General features: G+C 72.4%; 14 protein-coding genes. 10 read left to right on the top strand and 4 right to left on the bottom strand.

Features of this window, described 5'->3' with window-relative positions; translation table 11 throughout:
- The first annotated feature begins 121 nt into the window (after nt 1-121).
- Nucleotides 122-1,486 carry a hypothetical protein gene (locus ACWCSV_RS26960; protein WP_451146432.1) on the top strand — a complete coding sequence of 455 codons (1,365 nt, stop codon included), beginning with the start codon at nt 122-124 and terminating at the stop codon, nt 1,484-1,486.
- 102 nt (nt 1,487-1,588) lie between these two features.
- Here the strand turns inward: ACWCSV_RS26960 and ACWCSV_RS26955 are convergent, their stop codons facing one another.
- Nucleotides 1,589-2,971 carry a multidrug effflux MFS transporter gene (locus tag ACWCSV_RS26955; protein ID WP_451146430.1) on the bottom strand — a complete coding sequence of 461 codons (1,383 nt, stop codon included), beginning with the start codon at nt 2,969-2,971 and terminating at the stop codon, nt 1,589-1,591.
- 82 nt (nt 2,972-3,053) lie between these two features.
- Between ACWCSV_RS26955 and ACWCSV_RS26950 the strand changes: the two genes are divergently transcribed.
- Nucleotides 3,054-4,076, top strand: coding sequence for a Gfo/Idh/MocA family protein (locus ACWCSV_RS26950; RefSeq protein WP_451146428.1), 1,023 nt, complete (start codon nt 3,054-3,056; stop codon nt 4,074-4,076).
- A gap of 21 nt (nt 4,077-4,097) precedes the next feature.
- On the opposite strand, the gene ACWCSV_RS26945 is transcribed toward ACWCSV_RS26950, so the two are convergent.
- Entirely contained in the window at nt 4,098-5,765 is a 1,668-nt protein-coding gene (locus ACWCSV_RS26945) for an alkaline phosphatase D family protein (RefSeq protein ID WP_451146426.1), read from the bottom strand.
- A 257-nt stretch (nt 5,766-6,022) separates the two neighbouring features.
- On the opposite strand from ACWCSV_RS26945, the gene ACWCSV_RS26940 reads away from it, so the two are divergent.
- The 6 genes from ACWCSV_RS26940 (at nt 6,023) to ACWCSV_RS26915 (ending at nt 11,386) form a co-directional block, all read left to right on the top strand.
- Nucleotides 6,023-6,673: a CatB-related O-acetyltransferase gene (locus ACWCSV_RS26940; RefSeq protein ID WP_451146424.1), complete on the top strand. Its 651-nt coding sequence runs from the start codon at nt 6,023-6,025 to the stop codon at nt 6,671-6,673.
- A gap of 220 nt (nt 6,674-6,893) precedes the next feature.
- Nucleotides 6,894-7,751: a PhzF family phenazine biosynthesis protein gene (locus tag ACWCSV_RS26935; RefSeq protein WP_451146422.1), complete on the top strand. Its 858-nt coding sequence runs from the start codon at nt 6,894-6,896 to the stop codon at nt 7,749-7,751.
- A 196-nt stretch (nt 7,752-7,947) separates the two neighbouring features.
- A complete protein-coding gene (locus ACWCSV_RS26930; RefSeq protein WP_451146470.1) occupies nt 7,948-8,814 on the top strand; it encodes a glycosyltransferase family 2 protein in 867 nt (288 codons plus the stop codon).
- Nucleotides 8,815-9,007: 193 nt separating this feature from the next.
- On the top strand, nt 9,008-9,970 hold the full coding sequence (locus tag ACWCSV_RS26925; protein ID WP_451146420.1) for an ABC transporter ATP-binding protein: 963 nt from the start codon (nt 9,008-9,010) through the stop codon (nt 9,968-9,970).
- Nucleotides 9,967-10,941, top strand: a complete 975-nt coding sequence (locus ACWCSV_RS26920) for an ABC transporter permease subunit (RefSeq protein ID WP_451146418.1) — start codon at nt 9,967-9,969, stop codon at nt 10,939-10,941. Before ACWCSV_RS26925 ends, ACWCSV_RS26920 begins: the two co-directional genes overlap by 4 nt.
- A gap of 55 nt (nt 10,942-10,996) precedes the next feature.
- Nucleotides 10,997-11,386: a GntR family transcriptional regulator gene (locus ACWCSV_RS26915; protein ID WP_327175410.1), complete on the top strand. Its 390-nt coding sequence runs from the start codon at nt 10,997-10,999 to the stop codon at nt 11,384-11,386.
- Nucleotides 11,387-11,415: 29 nt separating this feature from the next.
- Here ACWCSV_RS26915 and ACWCSV_RS26910 read toward each other — a convergent pair whose 3' ends face one another.
- Nucleotides 11,416-12,666 (bottom strand): FAD-dependent monooxygenase, encoded by a 1,251-nt coding sequence (locus tag ACWCSV_RS26910; protein WP_451146416.1) that lies wholly within the window; start codon nt 12,664-12,666, stop codon nt 11,416-11,418.
- Nucleotides 12,667-12,863: 197 nt separating this feature from the next.
- Here ACWCSV_RS26910 and ACWCSV_RS26905 point away from each other — a divergent pair, with 197 nt between their 5' ends.
- Nucleotides 12,864-13,880 carry a TetR/AcrR family transcriptional regulator C-terminal domain-containing protein gene (locus ACWCSV_RS26905; protein WP_451146414.1) on the top strand — a complete coding sequence of 339 codons (1,017 nt, stop codon included), beginning with the start codon at nt 12,864-12,866 and terminating at the stop codon, nt 13,878-13,880.
- Between the two features lie 38 nt (nt 13,881-13,918).
- Here the strand turns inward: ACWCSV_RS26905 and ACWCSV_RS26900 are convergent, their stop codons facing one another.
- Nucleotides 13,919-14,260, bottom strand: a complete 342-nt coding sequence (locus tag ACWCSV_RS26900; protein WP_451146412.1) for a hypothetical protein — start codon at nt 14,258-14,260, stop codon at nt 13,919-13,921.
- Between the two features lie 294 nt (nt 14,261-14,554).
- On the opposite strand from ACWCSV_RS26900, the gene ACWCSV_RS26895 reads away from it, so the two are divergent.
- Nucleotides 14,555-16,816 carry a HelD family protein gene (locus ACWCSV_RS26895; RefSeq protein WP_451146410.1) on the top strand — a complete coding sequence of 754 codons (2,262 nt, stop codon included), beginning with the start codon at nt 14,555-14,557 and terminating at the stop codon, nt 16,814-16,816.

Here is a 16,816-nt window from a genome sequence, read left to right as displayed (position 1 = left end):
CGGGCGGGTGGTGTCCGCCGGGTCACGGGTGGGCGACAGCGACACGCGTAACTCCGCTTGCGCATGTGGCAGTTGCTACGCTGACCGCCGCGAGACCCGCGAAGGCCCGACGGGGGGACCCATGAGACAGAGGATCGTTCGACTGACTCTGGTCGGCGGGGTGGTCTTCCTGGCGCTCCTGCTGCTGCTGGCGACCTGCGGCGGAGGCTCCGCGGACAAGGACGGCACGGACGGCAGGGGCGGTGGGAAGAGCGCCGGCGCCACGACTCCGGCGGCTTCCGCTTCGGCCGCCGCGAAACCGGCGCCCGGCGCGTCCGGGGCGCGGACCGTGCTCAACGTCCCACCGCAGTACACGACGGACAGCGGGTGGGAGGTGGTCGGCGCCTCGCCCGACATCGCCTTCTCCTGGCCGACGGGGACCCTGGCCTATCTGGAGCGTTCGGCGGACCACCGCTACCGGGTGCGCACCCTCGACACGGCCACCGGGAAGCTGGGGTGGCGGAGCGACGCACGCCAGACGCTGGACCCGGAAAGCTATCCCCGGCTGCTGACCGTCTCCCGCGAGGACCGGCAGTTCTTCGTCACCTGGTCGTACGGGACGGCGGGCGACGGGCTCGCCCCTTCCGAGACGTTCATCTCACTCGACGTCTACGCGGCGACCAACGGCGACCGCCACCATGTGGAGCTGCCGTGGAACGGCGCTCCCTCGGTCTCCGCGAGCGGCCCGGACATCGTGATCTCCGACGCCGACGCGAACGTGGCGCTGATCGACCCGGTGACCGGCGAGACCTCGAAGATCGCCGCGTCGGAGCTGAAGTACCCCAAGGGGTGCACGGCCTGCCGGAAGTTGACGGAGGTGGCCGGCCAGACCTCGCGGGGGCTGCTGGTGAGCGGGGCGCGGGAGTTCTGGGTGCCGGGCGGCTGGTACAGCCGGAACGTCGCGCCGAAGGGGGCCGACCCGGCCACCGGGGTGCCGACGTCGGTGGCGGCGGGGCTGGTGCTGGCGAAGTGGCAGCCGGAGAAGTCCTCGAAGCGGGCGGCGACCCACGAGCTGTGGACGGTGCACGACGCGGCGAGCGGCAAGGCGCTGGTGTCGGTGGAGTGCCACCGTCCGGCCATACAGCCGGGACGGTTCCCGCAGGCGGTCGTCCCGCCGTCGGGCGACTACCTGATCGCCGGGAACCTGGCGTTCGACCTGGTGGCGAAGAAGGGGTACTGCCTGGAGGACGAGGACGGCTCGTCCCATGTGACGCTCGCCTCGGTGACGGACGACGGGCTCGCGTACGGCGCCCGGAACGTGCGGGACGCCGACGAGGCGCTCGCCGGGGGCGGGGTGCCGGTGGTGATGAACTTCGTCGACGGGTCGGACGAGCCGCTCGCCCGCAACGTACGGCTCCCGGTGGCGGAGACGACCGGGGTCGGGATCTTCCGTACGACGGACCGCGACGACCGGCAGCATCTGATCGGCTACCCGCGCGCCGGCTGACCGGCCGCCCCGGCCCGGATCCACGGCGACGGGCCCTGATGCACCCGGGGTGCATCAGGGCCCGTCGCCGCACGAGGCCGCGGTCGCGGAGCGGCGGTGGTGCTACAGCCCGCCGTCCGTCCGGCCGCGCCGCTCCCAGGGGCGGCACAGCACGAGGAAGCAGGTCATGGCCGCGGCGGCGCAGACGGTCTGGACGAGGGCCATCGGGACGGCCGTGTCCTCCCCCGCGATGCCCACCAGCGGCGAGGCGATCGCGCCGATGAGGAACGACGAGGTGCCGAGCAGTGCGGAGGCGGAGCCCGCCGCGTGCTTGGAGCGCATCAGCGCCTGGGAGTTGGTGTTGGGCAGGGAGAGGCTCATCGCGGACATCAGGACGAACAGCGTGCCGGCGATGGGGGCGAGCCCCACCTCGCCGAAGACCCCGCTGGTCATGAGCAGCAGCGCGACGGCCGCGGCCAGGATCACGGCGAGCCCGAAGAGCAGGACCCGGTCGAGGCTGACCCGGCCGACCAGCAGCCGGCCGTTGATCTGGCCGACGACGATCAGGCCGACCGAGTTGAGACCGAAGAGCAGGCTGAAGGTCTGGGGCGAGGCCCCGTAGATCTCCTGGATGACGAAGGGCGAGGCGCTGACGTAGGCGAAGAGGGCCGCGAAGGCGAGCCCGCCGGCGATCGTGTAGCCGATGAAGACCCGGTCGGCGAAGAGGCCGCGCATGGTGCGCAGGGCCTCGGTGACGCCGCCGGTGTGGCGTTCCCCGGGCGGCAGGGTCTCGTGCAGGCTCTTCCACACGACGACGGTCAGCAGCAGGCCGACGACGGTGAGGACGACGAAGACGCCGCGCCAGTCCGTGATCCGCAGCACCTGTCCGCCGATCAGCGGGGCGATGATCGGTGCGACGCCCGAGATCAGCATCAGGGTGGAGAAGAACTTGGCCATCTCGATGCCGTCGTAGAGGTCGCGCACGACGGCCCGGGAGATCACGATGCCGGCCGAGCCCGCGAGGCCCTGGAGCAGACGGCAGCCGATGAGCATCTCGGCGTTGGGGGCGATGGCGCAGATCGCGGTGGCGGCGACGTAGACGACCATGCCGGTCAGGAGCGGTCCGCGGCGGCCCCACCGGTCGCTCATCGGTCCGACGACGAGCTGGCCGAGGGCCATGCCGAGGAGGCAGGCGGTCAGCGTGAGCTGGACGGTGGCGGCCGGGGCGTGCAGCGCGTCGGTGACGTCGGGCAGCGCCGGCAGGTACATGTCCATGGAAAGGGCCGGCAGCGCGGTGAGGCCGCCGAGCACCAGGGTCACCAGGAACGCGGTCCGCCGGACGGCTGCCGCCGGGGCGGCCGGGAGGCCGGTGAGACCGGGAAGGGCCGGACCCTCGGGGGCCGGCGCAGGGTCGGGAACGGCGGGCCCGGTGATCAGTTGACCGGTTCCCGCCGTAGGTATGTGCTCTTGCTCTCGCTGGGCCCGGCTTCCGCCGCTGTCCGGCATGCTTCATCTCCACATCGTTGAAATCCGCATCTATGCTCTCAGCTCAGGCCGAGTGGTCGGAACCCGATATCAAGGGCGTGGCATGAGCGGGACTGTGCGTTGGGGCATATTGGCGACGGGCGGCATTGCCGCGACCTTCACCAAGGATCTGCTGGGACTGCCGGACGCCGAGGTGGTCGCGGTCGCCTCGCGCACCGAGCAGTCGGCCCGGGCCTTCGCCGAGCGGTTCGGGATCGGACGGGCCTACGGGAGCTGGGCCGAGCTCGTCGCGGACGAGGACGTCGATGTGGTGTACGTCGCAACCCCGCACTCCGCCCACTACGAGGCGACCGCGCTGGCGCTCCGCGCGGGAAAGCACGTGCTCTGCGAGAAGGCGTTCACGCTGGACGCGGGGCAGGCCGGTGAGCTGGTCGGGCTCGCCCGGGAGCGCGGGCTCTTCCTGATGGAGGCCATGTGGACGTACCTCAACCCGGTCGTCCGCCGCATGACGGAGCTGGTGCGCGAGGGCGCGATCGGCGAGATCCGCACCGTCCAGGCCGACTTCGGGTTCGCGGGTGACGTGGGTCCCGAGCACCGGCTGCGCAACCCCGCGCTGGGCGGCGGCGCACTGCTGGACCTGGGCGTCTATCCGGTGTCGTTCGCGCAGCTGCTGCTGGGCGAGCCGGACCGGGTGCAGGCGGACGCACTGCTCTCCCCCGAGGGCACGGACCTGAACACCGGGATGCTGCTGGGCTGGGACGCGGGCGCGACCGCCCTGCTCTCCTGCTCGATCGTGGGCCACCACCCCACGGCGGCGACCGTCATCGGCACCAGGGGGCGGATCGACTTCCCGCACAGTTTCTTCCACCCCGACCACTTCCTCCTGTACCGCGCGGACGCGGCGGACCCGGCGCCGGAGAAGATCGTCACGGGCCCGGGTCCGCAGGGCCTGTCCGGGATGCAGTACGAGGCGGTCGAGGTGATGCGCGCGCTGCGGGCGGGCGAGACCGAGTCCCCGCTGGTACCGCTGGACGGTTCGCTGGCGGTGATGCGGACGCTCGACGCGGTACGGGACCGCATCGGCGTCCGCTATCCGTCCGACCCCGTTGTGGAGCAGCGCGCCTGACGGACCGCCAGACACACGTGCTCAGGCAGGGGTCAGCCCCGGGTTGCCCGCCTCCGTCACGAAGGAACCAGCCGTCGTGACGGGGGCGCCGGGCGTGGTGACGGCGTCGACCGCGCGGAAGTCGGCGCGCGCGTGGTCGCTTTCGAGGGTGACGAGCGCGTAGCCGCGCCGGCCGTCGTAGAACTTCAGGTGCGGGTTGGCCGCCATCTGGTTGTTCCAGTTGGCGGGCTTCACCGAGCCGTTCTGGCCGCTGGTGACCGAGGTGGTGACGATCTCCGTGCCGACGGTGCGGGACGAGGGGTCGTCGAAGTCCTTCTTCAGGTCGAAGCCGTAGGCGACGTGCACGTCGCCGGTGAGGACCAGCAGGTTGTCGATGCCCGCCGACTCGGCGCCGTCCAGCACCCGTTGCCGGGAGGCCGGGTAGCCGTCCCAGGAGTCCATCGAGAACTTGTAGGCGGCGGTGGGCACGTCCTTGCGCTGGGCGAAGGTGACCTGCTGGGGCACCACGTTCCAGGTGGCGCGGGAGGTGCGCCAGCCGTCGATGAGCCACCGCTCCTGGGTGGCACCGGTCAGCGTGCGGGCGGGGTCCTCGGACTCCGGCCCGGGAACCTTCCAGCCGTCGCCGTACGCCTGGTCGCTGCGGTACTGGCGGGTGTCCAGGATGTCGAACTGCGCGAGCCGCCCGAACCGCAGCCGCCGGTAGAGACGCATGTCGGGGCCGGTGGGGCGCTGCGGGGTGCGCAGCGGCTGGTTCTCCCAGTACGCGCGGTAGGCGGCGGCCCGGCGGAGCAGGAACTCCTCGGCGGGCACGCTGTTCTCGGGGGTGTCGTCGGCGTAGTTGTTCTCGGTCTCGTGGTCGTCCCAGGTGACGACGAAGGGGTGCGCGGCGTGCGCGGCGCGCAGGTCGGGGTCCGACTTGTAGAGGGCGTACCGCAGCCGGTAGTCCTCCAGGGTCAGCGTCTCCCGGTTGAAGACGTCCGGCAGCACACGGTCGGTGTAGGCGCGGGCGCCGCCGGTGGCGGTGACGGCGTACTCGTAGAGGTAGTCGCCGAGGTGGAAGACGGCGTCGACGTCCTCGGCCGCGAGGTGGCGGTAGGCGGTGAAGTAGCCGTCGTGGTACGCCTGGCAGGAGACGGCCGCGAGCCTGACCGCGCGGTTGCGGGCGTGCGGGTCGGGGGCGGTGCGGGTGCGGCCCGTCTCGCTGGTCCAGCCGCCGGCGCGGAAGCGGAAGTAGAAGGTGCGGCCGGGTTCCAGGCCGCGGACCTCGGTGCGGACGCTGTGGGCGAACTCCGGGTGCGCGGTGGCGGTTCCGCGCCGGACGACCCGGCGGAAGCGCTCGTCGTGGGCGAGTTCCCAGCCGACCCGGACGCGGGCGGCGGGCAGTCCGCCGCCCGCCTCGTACGGGCGGGGGGCGAGGCGCGTCCAGAGCAGGAGGGAGTCGGGGAGCGGGTCGCCGGAGGCCACGCCGAGCGTGAACGGGTTCTCGCCGATCCCGCGGGGGTCGAGTTCGGCGGCGCTCGCCGTACCGGCGGCGGGCAGGTTCACGGCGAAGGCGAGCGCGGCGGCGGCGCCGGTGGTGGTGAGGAAGCGGCGACGGCCCGTGCCCTCGCGGTGACGGCGGGCCGCCGCGCGGAACTCGGCCTGACGATCCGGGTGTTCGGCGTCCGTGGTGGTCGGTGCGGGCGTCATGGGTCTCTCCCCTGGCAGACGGGTGTCGAGGGGGCCGGCCCTCGAACCGCCGGACTCCCCCTGGGCATTGGAGTGCGGAACGGCGTCCGCCACTTGTCGGGTGCACAACATTCGGATGGCGGGACGGTGAGCACCGGGTGCGGCGGGGAAGCGGCACCGGACGCGCGTTCCCGCAGGTGAAAAACGACTGTCCGGCAGGGCGCCGTGCTGTGATCATGGATGAGGAACCGACGCCGCTTCCGGGAGGACCGCCCGACGTGCCCGTACCCGCCGACCCGACCGTGCTCCATCCGATGCCCGGACAGCCCCGGGTGGTGCAGCTCCGCCCCCTGGTGAAGTCCCCGTTGATCGAGGTCGGGGAGTACACGTACTACGACGACCCGGACGACGCGACCGCGTTCGAGACGCGCAACGTGCTCCACCACTACGGACCGGAGAAGCTCGTCATCGGGAAGTTCTGCGCGCTCGGCACGGGGGTGCGGTTCCTCATGAACGGCGCCAACCACCGTATGGACGGCCCCTCCACGTTCCCCTTCCCCACCCTGGGCGGTTCCTGGTCCGACCACTTCGACCTGCTGGCCGGCCTGCCGGACCGGGGTGACACCGTCGTCGGCAACGACGTCTGGTTCGGCTACGGCGCCACGGTGCTGCCCGGCGTACGGATCGGGCACGGGGCGATCGTCGGCGCCGGGTCGGTGGTCACCTCGGACGTGCCCGAGTACGGCGTCGTCGGCGGCAACCCGGCCCGCCTGCTGCGCACCCGCTTCGGCCAGGAGGACATCGTCCGGCTGCTGGCGGTGGCCTGGTGGGACTGGCCCGCCGAGCACCTCTCCGCGCACATCCGGACGGTCATGTCGGGCAGCGTCGCCGAGCTGGAAGCCGCCGCGCCGGACCCGCGCGGCGCATGAGGGTGCCCGTCCCGCCGCCGAACCGGAAGGTGTGATCCCCGATGCCCCGTCGCCGCGCCCACCTCGCGATGACCGCACGCTGCGGGCCGCCGGCCTCGTCGAGGAGCTGCTGGGCGGCTGAGCGCGGGCGGGTGGGGCGGCGTACGGGCACGGGAATGCTCGCCGGCCGGGGCGTACGGGCACGGGAATGCGCGGGAGCACGCCCCGGTTGAGGCGTTGCATGAGTACAGAACACCCCGCCGCCGAGATCCTGCACTACACCGCCTTCTCCACCCGTCCGGAGGGCGGCAACCCGGCCGGGGTCGTCCTGGACGCGTCGGACCTCGACGACGTCGCGATGCTGGCCGTCGCGGCCGAGCTCGGCTACAGCGAGTCCGTGTTCCTGACGGAGGCACCCGGGGAGCGGACGTACACGGTCCGCTACTTCAGCCCGAAGGCGGAGGTGCCGTTCTGCGGGCACGCGACGGTCGCCGCCGCGCTCGCGCTGGCGGACCGCGACGGCCCCGGTGAGCTGGAGTTCCTGACCCCGGCCGGTTCGGTGCCGGTCACGGTGGAGTCGCACGACGGCGCCCTGCGGGCCACGCTGACCAGCGTGGAGCCGCACGTGACGGAGGTCGCGCCGGCCGATCTGGCGGAGGCACTGGCGGCGCTCGACTGGCCGGCCGCCGATCTGGACCCGGCGCTGCCGCCCCGTATCGCCTTCGCCGGAGCCCGCCATCTGGTGCTGGCCGCCGCGACGCGGGAGCGCCTCGCGGACCTGGCGTACGACTTCTCCCGGCTCGAAGCCCTGATGCGCCGGCTGGACCTGACCACCGTCCAGCTGGTCTGGCGGGAGTCCGAGCGGGTCTTCCACGCCCGTAACCCGTTCCCGGTGGGCGGTGTGGTGGAGGACCCCGCGACGGGCGCCGCGGCCGCCGCTTTCGGCGGGTACGCGCGTGAGCTGGGCCTCGTCCCCGAGGACGCCGTGCTCACGGTGCACCAGGGCGCGGACATGGGCCGGCCCGGCACCCTCACGGTGGAGCTGCGCCCGGGCGACGCACGCGTACGGGTGAGCGGCGCGGGGACACGGATCGGCTGACCCGGATCGGCGACCGGTGCCGGGCGGCCTGCCGCCCAGCGCCCGGTGAACGCCACTCGGCATCCGTACGACGGTTCGGAGTCGGGCGGCCCAACTCCGGGGCGTACGATCGCGGACACCGCAGCCGAGCACGGGAGTACCGATCTTGTCCCCATCCGCAGCCCTCGCACCACGCATCGGTGTCTCCATCGTCACCATGGGTGACCGCCCGCAGGCGGTGGAGGCCCTTCTCGCGTCGGTGGCCATGCAGGACGTCCGGCCCACCCGGCTCGTCGTCATCGGCAACGGCACGAAGCTTCCGGACTTCTCCGCCTTCCCCGGCCTGGAGGACCTGGAGGGCGGGGTGACCCTGATCGAGAACGAGGAGAACCTCGGCTGCCCCGGCGGCCGGAACGTCGGCCTCGCCCGCCTCGCCGAGCTCGGTGACGTGGACGTGGTGATCGAGCTGGACGACGACGGCCTGCTGGTCGAGAAGAACGTGTTCAGCACGGTGCAGAACCTGTACGCGGCCGACCCCGACCTCGGCATCGTCGGGTTCCGGATCGCCGACGAGCACGGCGAGACGCAGCGTCGGCACATCCCGCGCCTGCGCGCCTCGGACCCGATGCGGCGCGGGCTGGTCACCGCCTTCCTGGGCGGCGCGCACGCCCTCTCCATGAAGATGCTGGCGGGCACGGGCCACTGGCCGGCCGAGTTCTTCTTCACCCACGAGGAGACGGACCTCTCCTGGCGGGCGCTCGACGGCGGCTGGAACATCCTGTACGAGCCCGATCTGCTGCTCCAGCACCCGAAGACCTCGCCGGCCCGGCACGCGGTCTACTACCGGATGACCGCCCGCAACCGGGTCTGGCTGGCCCGCCGCAACCTCCCCGCGCCGCTGATCCCGCTCTACCTGGGTGTGTGGACGCTGCTCACCCTCGCCCGGACCCGGTCCGCGAAGGGGCTGAAGTCCTGGATGGGCGGTTTCGCCGAGGGTCTGCGCACCCCCTGCGGCCCCCGCAACCCGATGCGCTGGCGCACGGTGTGGCGGATGACCCGGCTCGGCCGGCCGCCGCTCGTCTGACCGGCCGCCCGTACCCACCAACCCCGCAGGACCACCGCTTCACCACTCTTCGCCTCTCCTCACCGATCGCCCGGACGCCTCGCGTTCCGGGCGATCGGCGTTTCCGGCTCCGGCGGTACGCCCCGGACCACCGCCGCGGGGGCCCGCCTTGACAGCCCCCCATCCCTCAGTCAATTATTCCATTAATTGACTCATGGAATTGGGGCGAGGCGTGGAACACCCGAACACACCGAGCGAGACATCCGAGCGATGGGCCCTGGAGGCCCGTGGCCTGGGCAAGCGGTACCGCCGCGGCTGGGCCCTGCGGGACTGCTCCTTCCGGCTCCCGGCCGGCCGGATCTGCGGTCTCGTCGGACCCAACGGCGCGGGCAAGAGCACCCTGCTGGGGATCGCGTCCCGGCAGATCGACCCGACCGAGGGCGGGTTGAAGGTCTTCGGCATCCCGGTCGACGATGCTTCGGCCATGCCCCGGTTCGCGTTCCTCGGCCAGGACAAGCCGCTCTTCAAGCGGTTCACGGTGGCCGAGACGCTGCGGATGGGCGCCGAGCTCAACCCCGGCTGGGACATGGCGGCGGCGGAACGGATCGTCCGCTCGGGCCGGGTCCCGCTGGACGCCCGCGTCGGTACGCTCTCCGGCGGCCAGCGCACCCGGGTCGCGTTCGCGCTCGCCTTCGGCAAGCGCCCGGACCTGCTGCTGCTCGACGAGCCGATGTCGGACCTCGACCCGCTGGCGCGCGACGAGATGAGCACCCTGCTGATGTCGGAGGCCACCGAGCGCGGCACCACGGTCCTGATGTCCTCCCACATGCTCGGTGAGCTGGAGGAGATGTGCGACTACCTGCTGGTGGTGTCGGAGGGCCGGCTCCGGATGGCCGGTGACACCGACACGCTGGTGCCCGCCCACGCTCTGGTGACCGGGCTGGCGGCGGACGGCGGGCTGCCGCCGGAGCTGACCCGCCACACCGTGATCGAGTCCCGCGTGCGGGGCCGCCAGTTCCAGGCGCTCGTACGCCCGGTCGGGCCGCTCGCCGGCGACTGGCAGATCAGCGAACCGAGCCTGGAGGAGGTGCTGCTGGCCCACCTCCGTTCACCGGACGCGCCCGCGCTCCTCACCCCGGGTGCCCGTACCGACGCCGAGGGGATCTCCGCATCATGACCACCACCACCCTGACCGACCCCGCCACGGGGGCGGGAACCGTCCGGCGCGGCCCGCTGCGCGGCCTGACCTGGCTGATGGTGCGTCAGCACCGGGCGACGCTGTACTCCGTGTTCGCGCTGGTGGTCCTCGGCTCGGCCGCGATCCTCTACCTGCGGGGGGAGATGACCGACACACTGAACGCGGCCGGCTGGCCGCGGAAGGAGCTGACGACACAGCTGGAACTCGGCCAGCGCTACAGCTATCTCATGCTGGCCCTCGGCTCCCTCCCGGTGCTCCTCGGCGTCTTCGTCGGCGCCCCGCTGATCTCCTCCGACCGGGAGCACGGCACCGCGCAGCTCGTCACCACCCAGTCGGTACCGCGGCGGCGCTGGCTGATCGCCAAGCTGACGGTGGGATACAGCATCGCCCTCGTCGCGGGTCTGGTGCTCTCCGCGCTCTACACCTGGTGGTGGAAGCCGTACCGCACGGTCTTCCCGGCCGCCTGGCTGGACGCGGCGACCTTCGACAACACGGGCCCGGTACTGCCCGCGTTCTGCCTCTTCCTGACGGCCGCCGGCGTCACGATCGGGGTCCTGCTCCGCCGCGTGATGCTGTCCATGACGGTGACCCTCGGCTTCTCCGTCCTCGCGAACGTCGCCTGGGACCAGATCCGCAACAGCCTCGGCACCAGCCATCTGCTCACCTACCCGCTGAACGGGGAACCCACGAGCGTCCCGAGGCGCCAGGTGCTCGACAGCTGGGTCGGCACCGCGGACGGCACGCTCTACGGCTGGGGCACCTGCGCCGAGGCCACCGAGACCGCGCAGAACGCCTGCATCAAGGAGAAGGGCATCGTCAACCACGTCATGGAGTACCTCGACTACGACCAGATGCCCTCCATGCAGTGGACCGGCGCGGGCATCCTGCTCGCCGCCACGGCCGTCCTCACGGTCTTCGTCGTGTGGCGTGTCTCGCGGCGCCCGCTGTGACGGAGCCCTCTCCGTGTCCGTAAAGTCTCCTCAGTCGAGCGGAAGGTGAAGAGCAGTGGTCGTTTTCCGCATCGACCGGCGCAGTGGCATCGCCACGTACCTGCAGATCGTGCACCAGGTCGAGCAGGCCCTGCGGATGGGCGCCCTCCAGGAGGGGGACAAGCTGCCCACGGCCGCCCAGGTGGCGGCCACCACCAAGGTCAACCCCAATACGACCCTCAAGGCGTACCGGGAGCTGGAGCGCCTCGGGTTCGCCGAGGTGCGCCAGGGGGCGGGCACCTTCATCACCCGTGACCTCGCCCGGCCCCAGTCGGGTCCGGACTCGCCGCTCCGCACCTCGCTGGACGCGTGGCTGGTCCAGGCGCGCACCGAGGGGCTGTCGGGGCACGACGTGAAGGCGCTGTTCAGCGCCGCGTACGAGACGGCGTACCCGCAGGAGAGCTGAGGCACGGTCCGGCTGACGCGGGGGCGCGCTCAGGAGGGCGTCCCCGCGGCGGCCGTCAGGTGGGCGTAGTCGGGCAGGTCGATGTCCCCTGCCTTGGCGAACTGGGCGGCGAGCATCTGCCGCATGGGCCAGCGGTTCATCGACCGCATCGAGGCGGCGCGCAGCCGGATGGCGAGCGCGCCGTTCGGTGCGTACCCGGAGGTGCCGCCGGGCGGGAGCTGCTGCGCCCGGGCGACGTAGGGGCGCATGATCCGGTCGTAGTTCCGGAAGGCCTCGCGGTGACCGGCGCCGGGCGTGGACAACTCGCCGGCCAGCACGTACGCGCCGACGAGGGCGAGGCTCGTCCCCATGCCGGTGAGGGGCGAGGGGTTGTACCCGGCGTCACCGAGCAGCACGGCCCGTCCGCGCGACCAGCTGTCGAGGTGCACCTGCCCCAGGGAGTCGAAGAAGAAGTCGTCCGAGGTGTGCATCGCCGCTACCAGGCGCGGGACTTCCCATCCCGCACCCTTGAACCGGGCTTCCAGCAGTGCACGTTGGGCGTCGATGTCGTGGCGGTCGTACGGGAAGGGCTCCGCGCGGAAGCTGAGTCCGGCCTTGATCTCGCCGGGGAGCCGGCCGGGGCGTGCGGACGCGACGAGCCCGCCGGGAGCGTTGAACATCCGGAACCAGCCGCCGAGGTCCCACTCCTCGTGGGCCGTGAACCACGCGGTGCAGCAGTTCAGCGGGCGGACGAAGTCGGCCTCGGGCCCGAAGGCGAGCGCCCGGACGGTGGAGTGCGGCCCGTCGGCGCCCACCACGATCCCGAAGCGGCGCCGGCCGGCCTTCTCGAAGGTGACCGTGATGCCGTCGCCGTCCTGGACGAGGCCGGTGAGGGTGTCGTCGAAGAGGTACTCCGTGCCGGGGGCGGCCGATGCGGCGTCCGTGGCCGGCGAGGTCGCGTCGTACAGGAGGCGGGCGAGATCGCCACGGAGTATCTCGATCTCGGAGACGATCCCCTCCCCGCCGAAAGCGGCGGTCGGCATCCCGGCGGTGATCCGGTCCCGGGCGTCCACCAGGGCGAGACCGCGCTGCTCGACGGCGACGGCGCGCGCCCGGTCCATGAGCCCCATACGGCTGATCACCTCCCGGCCCGCACCACGGAGATCCACCGTCTGCCCACCGGGCCGGGGGCTCGGCGCCCGCTCGACGACCGTGACCTGGAAGCCGGCCGCGCGTAGCCAGTACGCGAGGGCGGGGCCGGCGATACCGGCGCCGGAGATGAGTACGTCATTTCTTCCCATGGAGGCGAATGTACGGCGTACGCAGCGTATGAAGCAACCTTGAAATCCCCGAGAAAGCAAGGGATTTGGACGCCCGCGTACTAGTACGGAACAGTCGGGCACGCCCGTTCTCCCGGCGGTTTTCCGGAGACTGCCGCCCTCTGCCGCAGTCAGGCAGTACAGTGCGGACCGCAGAGGTGTACTAGTGCGGAGGGGTCATGGAGCGGCAGGGAACAGCGCACGGGGAAGTGCGGCGGGCGCTGCCGCAGGAGCCGCCCTACCGCCGGATCGCCGGGGTCCTGCGGCAGCGGATCGAGTCCGGGGAGCTCGGGCCCGGGGACCGCATCCCCTCCACCCGGGAGATCGCCCGGCAGTGGGGGGTCGCCATGGCAACCGCGACCAAGGTCATCGCCGAGCTCCGCCACGAGGGGCTGGTCCGCCCGGTGTCCGGCGTGGGCACCGTGGTCGAGAGCGTCGCACGGGCGCGCCGCCCGGCCTCCGTTCCGGCCCCTGGTTCACCTGTGGCCACGACCCCGGCCCCGGCTCGCGCCGCGGGCGGGCCGGTCGTCGCGCTCGCCCGGGAGCGGATCATCGCGACGGCCATCGCGGTCGCCGACGCCGAGGGGCTGGGCGCGGTCTCGATGCGGCGGGTGGCCAACGAGCTGGGGGCGGCGACCATGTCGCTCTACCGGCACGTGACCGACAAGGACGACCTGCTGGCGCAGATGATGGACGCCGCCTGCGCCGAGTGGCGCTTTCCCGCCGATCCCCCGGCAGGGTGGCGGGCACGGCTGGAACTCGCCGCCCGGCTGCTGTGGGAAACGTTCCGCCGCCATCCGTGGCTCGCGCCCGCGCTCTCGGTGACCCGGCCGCAACTGCTCGCCGGAGCCCTGCCCTTCACCGAGTGGGTGCTTCAGGCGCTGGGCGGGCGCGGACTCGGCGGCCAGACGCACTTCACGCTCCACATCACCTTGTTCAATTACGTGCGCGGTACCGCGATCAATATCGAGCCCGAAGCCGTGGCCGAGGAATTCACCGGCCTGACGAGCGACGAGTGGATGGACACGCAGAAATCACAACTCCGGGAGGCATTCTCGACCGGTGCGTTCCCGACGCTGGAGCGCATCGCCGCGGCCGGTTACGACTTCGATCTCGACATGCTTTTCGATTTCGGCCTGCAACGCCTGCTGGACGGTTTCGCCACCCTGATCGACGAGGCACCCCGGCGCCCCTGACGCGGGCCCGCGGAGCTTTTGGGCCTGCCGGACCCGGCTCACTCCGCCCGCGCCTCCGGCGCCGGACCGCGCCGGACCACGCCCGTCGCCTGCCCCGCGCCCGCGCCCGTACGGCGGCGGACGCCGGCCGGTCCCGGGAAGTCGGGGTCGTCCTCGGCGGTCGGCAGGGCGCGGTGCCCCTCCGAGTGGTCGTTGACCCAGCCGCAGCCCGGGCAGGCGTAGCGCCCGTCCAGACCGGCGATGAGCGTGCCGCACCGGCGGCACTCCGTGTACGTGACCTCGGGCGCGGCCATGGGGCCGTCGACGGCGGACCGCCCGGCGGGGCGCGGTCCCGGGGCTGCCGTGCCCGTACCGGACGGGCACTCGGCGGAAGAATCCATGCCGGAAGGCTACGCCGCGCGCACCCCCCGCGGCATCCTCCGCGGAGGGCCGGGAACGGAACCGTGCGACCGGAGAAGCGGACGGAACGGCACGGACCGCGCACAGAACGGACGCAATCGGCCGGGAACGCAAGAAAGCCCCGGACCGCATTGGCGTCCGAGGCGTCCTTCTGCTTAAACTGAATGTTTCCGTGCTTTCGATGCGTCAACTTCGCACCAGCTTCCGGCGACATCACGGAAGAAATTCACAGGGCTCACCTTATCTTTTCTGGAGTCACATTGTCAAGCGAGGAAATGGTTCGCGAGCAGGAATTCGTCACCCTGCTCCACGAACGTCTCGACGCCCTGCGGGAAGGGGCCGAAGGCGCCGTGCGGGGTTCGCTGGGTCAGCCCGTGCACAGCCGTCAGGCCCGGCTGGAGCGGGACGTCACGGTCGCCGAGCAGTCGGACCGCCTCGCCACACTGAACGCCGTGGAGGACGGGCTCTGTTTCGGCCGGATCGACCTCCGTGACGGCGCGCACCACCACATCGGGCGGCTCGGTATCCGTGACGAGGACGAGGCGCGCACCCCGCTGCTCATCGACTGGCGCGCCCCGGTGGCCCGCCCGTTCTACCTGGCGACGGGCCACACCCCCATGGGGCTCCGCCGCCGCAGACACCTGACCACGCGCGAACGCCGGGTCACCGCCCTGCACGACGAGATCCTGGATCTGGACGAGACCGCGCCCGCGCTCCGTACCGGCCACGAGGACCCCAACGGCGACGCCGTGCTGCTGGCCGCCGTGAACGCCACCCGTACCGGCCGCATGACCGACATCGTGCGGACCATCCAGGCCGAGCAGGACCGCATCATCCGAGCCCCGCACCGGGGTGTGCTCGTCGTGGAGGGCGGGCCCGGCACCGGAAAGACGGCGGTGGCCCTGCACCGCGCCGCGTACCTCCTGTACGCGTACCGCGAGCAGCTGGCGCGCCGTGCGGTGCTGATCGTCGGCCCCAACCCCGCGTTCCTCGGCTACATCGGCAACGTGCTGCCCTCCCTGGGCGAGACCGGCGTGCTGCTGGCCACCCCGGACGAGCTCTTCCCCGGGGTACGGGCCACCGGCACGGACACCCCGGAGGCGGCGGCCGTCAAGGGTGCGGCCCGGATGGCCGAGGCGCTGCGCGGGGCGGTCGCCGGCCTCCAGCGGCTGCCCGCCGACCCCGTCGGGATCGCCCATGACCAGGACACCCTGCTCCTCGACCGCGAGACGGTCGCCCGCGTCAGGGCGGAGGCCCGGAACACCGGGCTGCCGCACAACCTCGCCCGCCGGCCGTTCGCCGCGGGGATCGTCGACGCGCTGACCCGGCAGCTCGCGGACCGCATCGGGGCCGACCCGCTCGGCGGCCCCAACCTGCTCGACCCCTCCGACATCGAGCAGTTGCACGAGGAGGTGGCCGGGAACGAGGAGGTGCACGCGGCGATCGACGGCCTCTGGCCCCGCCTCACCCCCGGGGAGTTCCTCGCCGCCTATCTCGCCGCGCCCACCGGACTCCCGCCCGGCGAGGCGGAGGCGGTCCGCCGCGACGACACCGACCCCACCGGCCTGACGGACCGCACCGAGTGGACCCCCGCCGACATCCCCCTGCTCGACGAGGCCGCCGAGCTGCTCGGCGAGGACGACAGCGCCCTCCGGGCGGCCGAAGAGGCCGAGCGCCGCAAGCAGATCGCGTACGCCCAGGGTGTGCTGGACCTCTCGGAGGGTTCGCGCTCCACCGACTTCGAGGACGAGGACGACGCGGAGATCCTCTCCGCGCACGACATCATCGACGCCGAACGCTTCGCCGAGCGCCAGGAGGAGGCGGACCACCGCAGCGCCGCGGAACGCGCCGCAGCCGACCGGACGTGGGCCTTCGGCCACATCATCGTCGACGAGGCGCAGGAACTCTCCGCGATGACCTGGCGGTTGCTGATGCGCCGCTGCCCGACCCGCTCCATGACGCTGGTCGGCGATCCGGCGCAGACCGGTTCGGCGGCGGGGGCCGACGCCTGGGCGGACATCCTCGGCCCGTACGTCGGCGACCGCTGGGAGCACACCCGCCTGGACGTCAACTACCGCACGCCGAAGGAGATCATGGAGACGGCCGCAGAGGTCCGGCGCGAGGCCGATCCGTCCTTCGAGCCGCCCCGGTCGGTGCGGTCCACCGGTGTCGCGCCGTGGACCCTGACCGCCGAGCCGGAGAAGCTGGTACGTACGGCGGCCGAGGCCGTCGCCCGGGAGTCCCGGAACGAGGGGAAGCTCGCGGTGATCGCCCCGCGCGAGCTCCACATGGAGCTCGCCGAGGCCCTGCCGGGCGCATCGTTCGGACCGGACCCCGACCTGGCGGCCCCGGTGGTGATCCTGGACGCTCGGCAGTCCAAGGGGCTGGAGTTCGACTCGGTGGTCGTCGTCGCGCCCGAACGCATCAGGACCGGCTCCCGGCGCGGGGTCAACGACCTGTACGTGGCGCTGACCCGTGCGACCCAGCGGCTCGGGCTGATCGGGTTCGCCCCGGTCCTGCCGGAGGAGGACGCTTAG

The sequence above is a fragment of the Streptomyces sp. NPDC001770 genome (assembly GCF_053596135.1).
The sequence above is the reverse complement of the archived record's forward strand: the minus strand, read 5'-3'. Positions and strand labels throughout refer to the sequence as shown.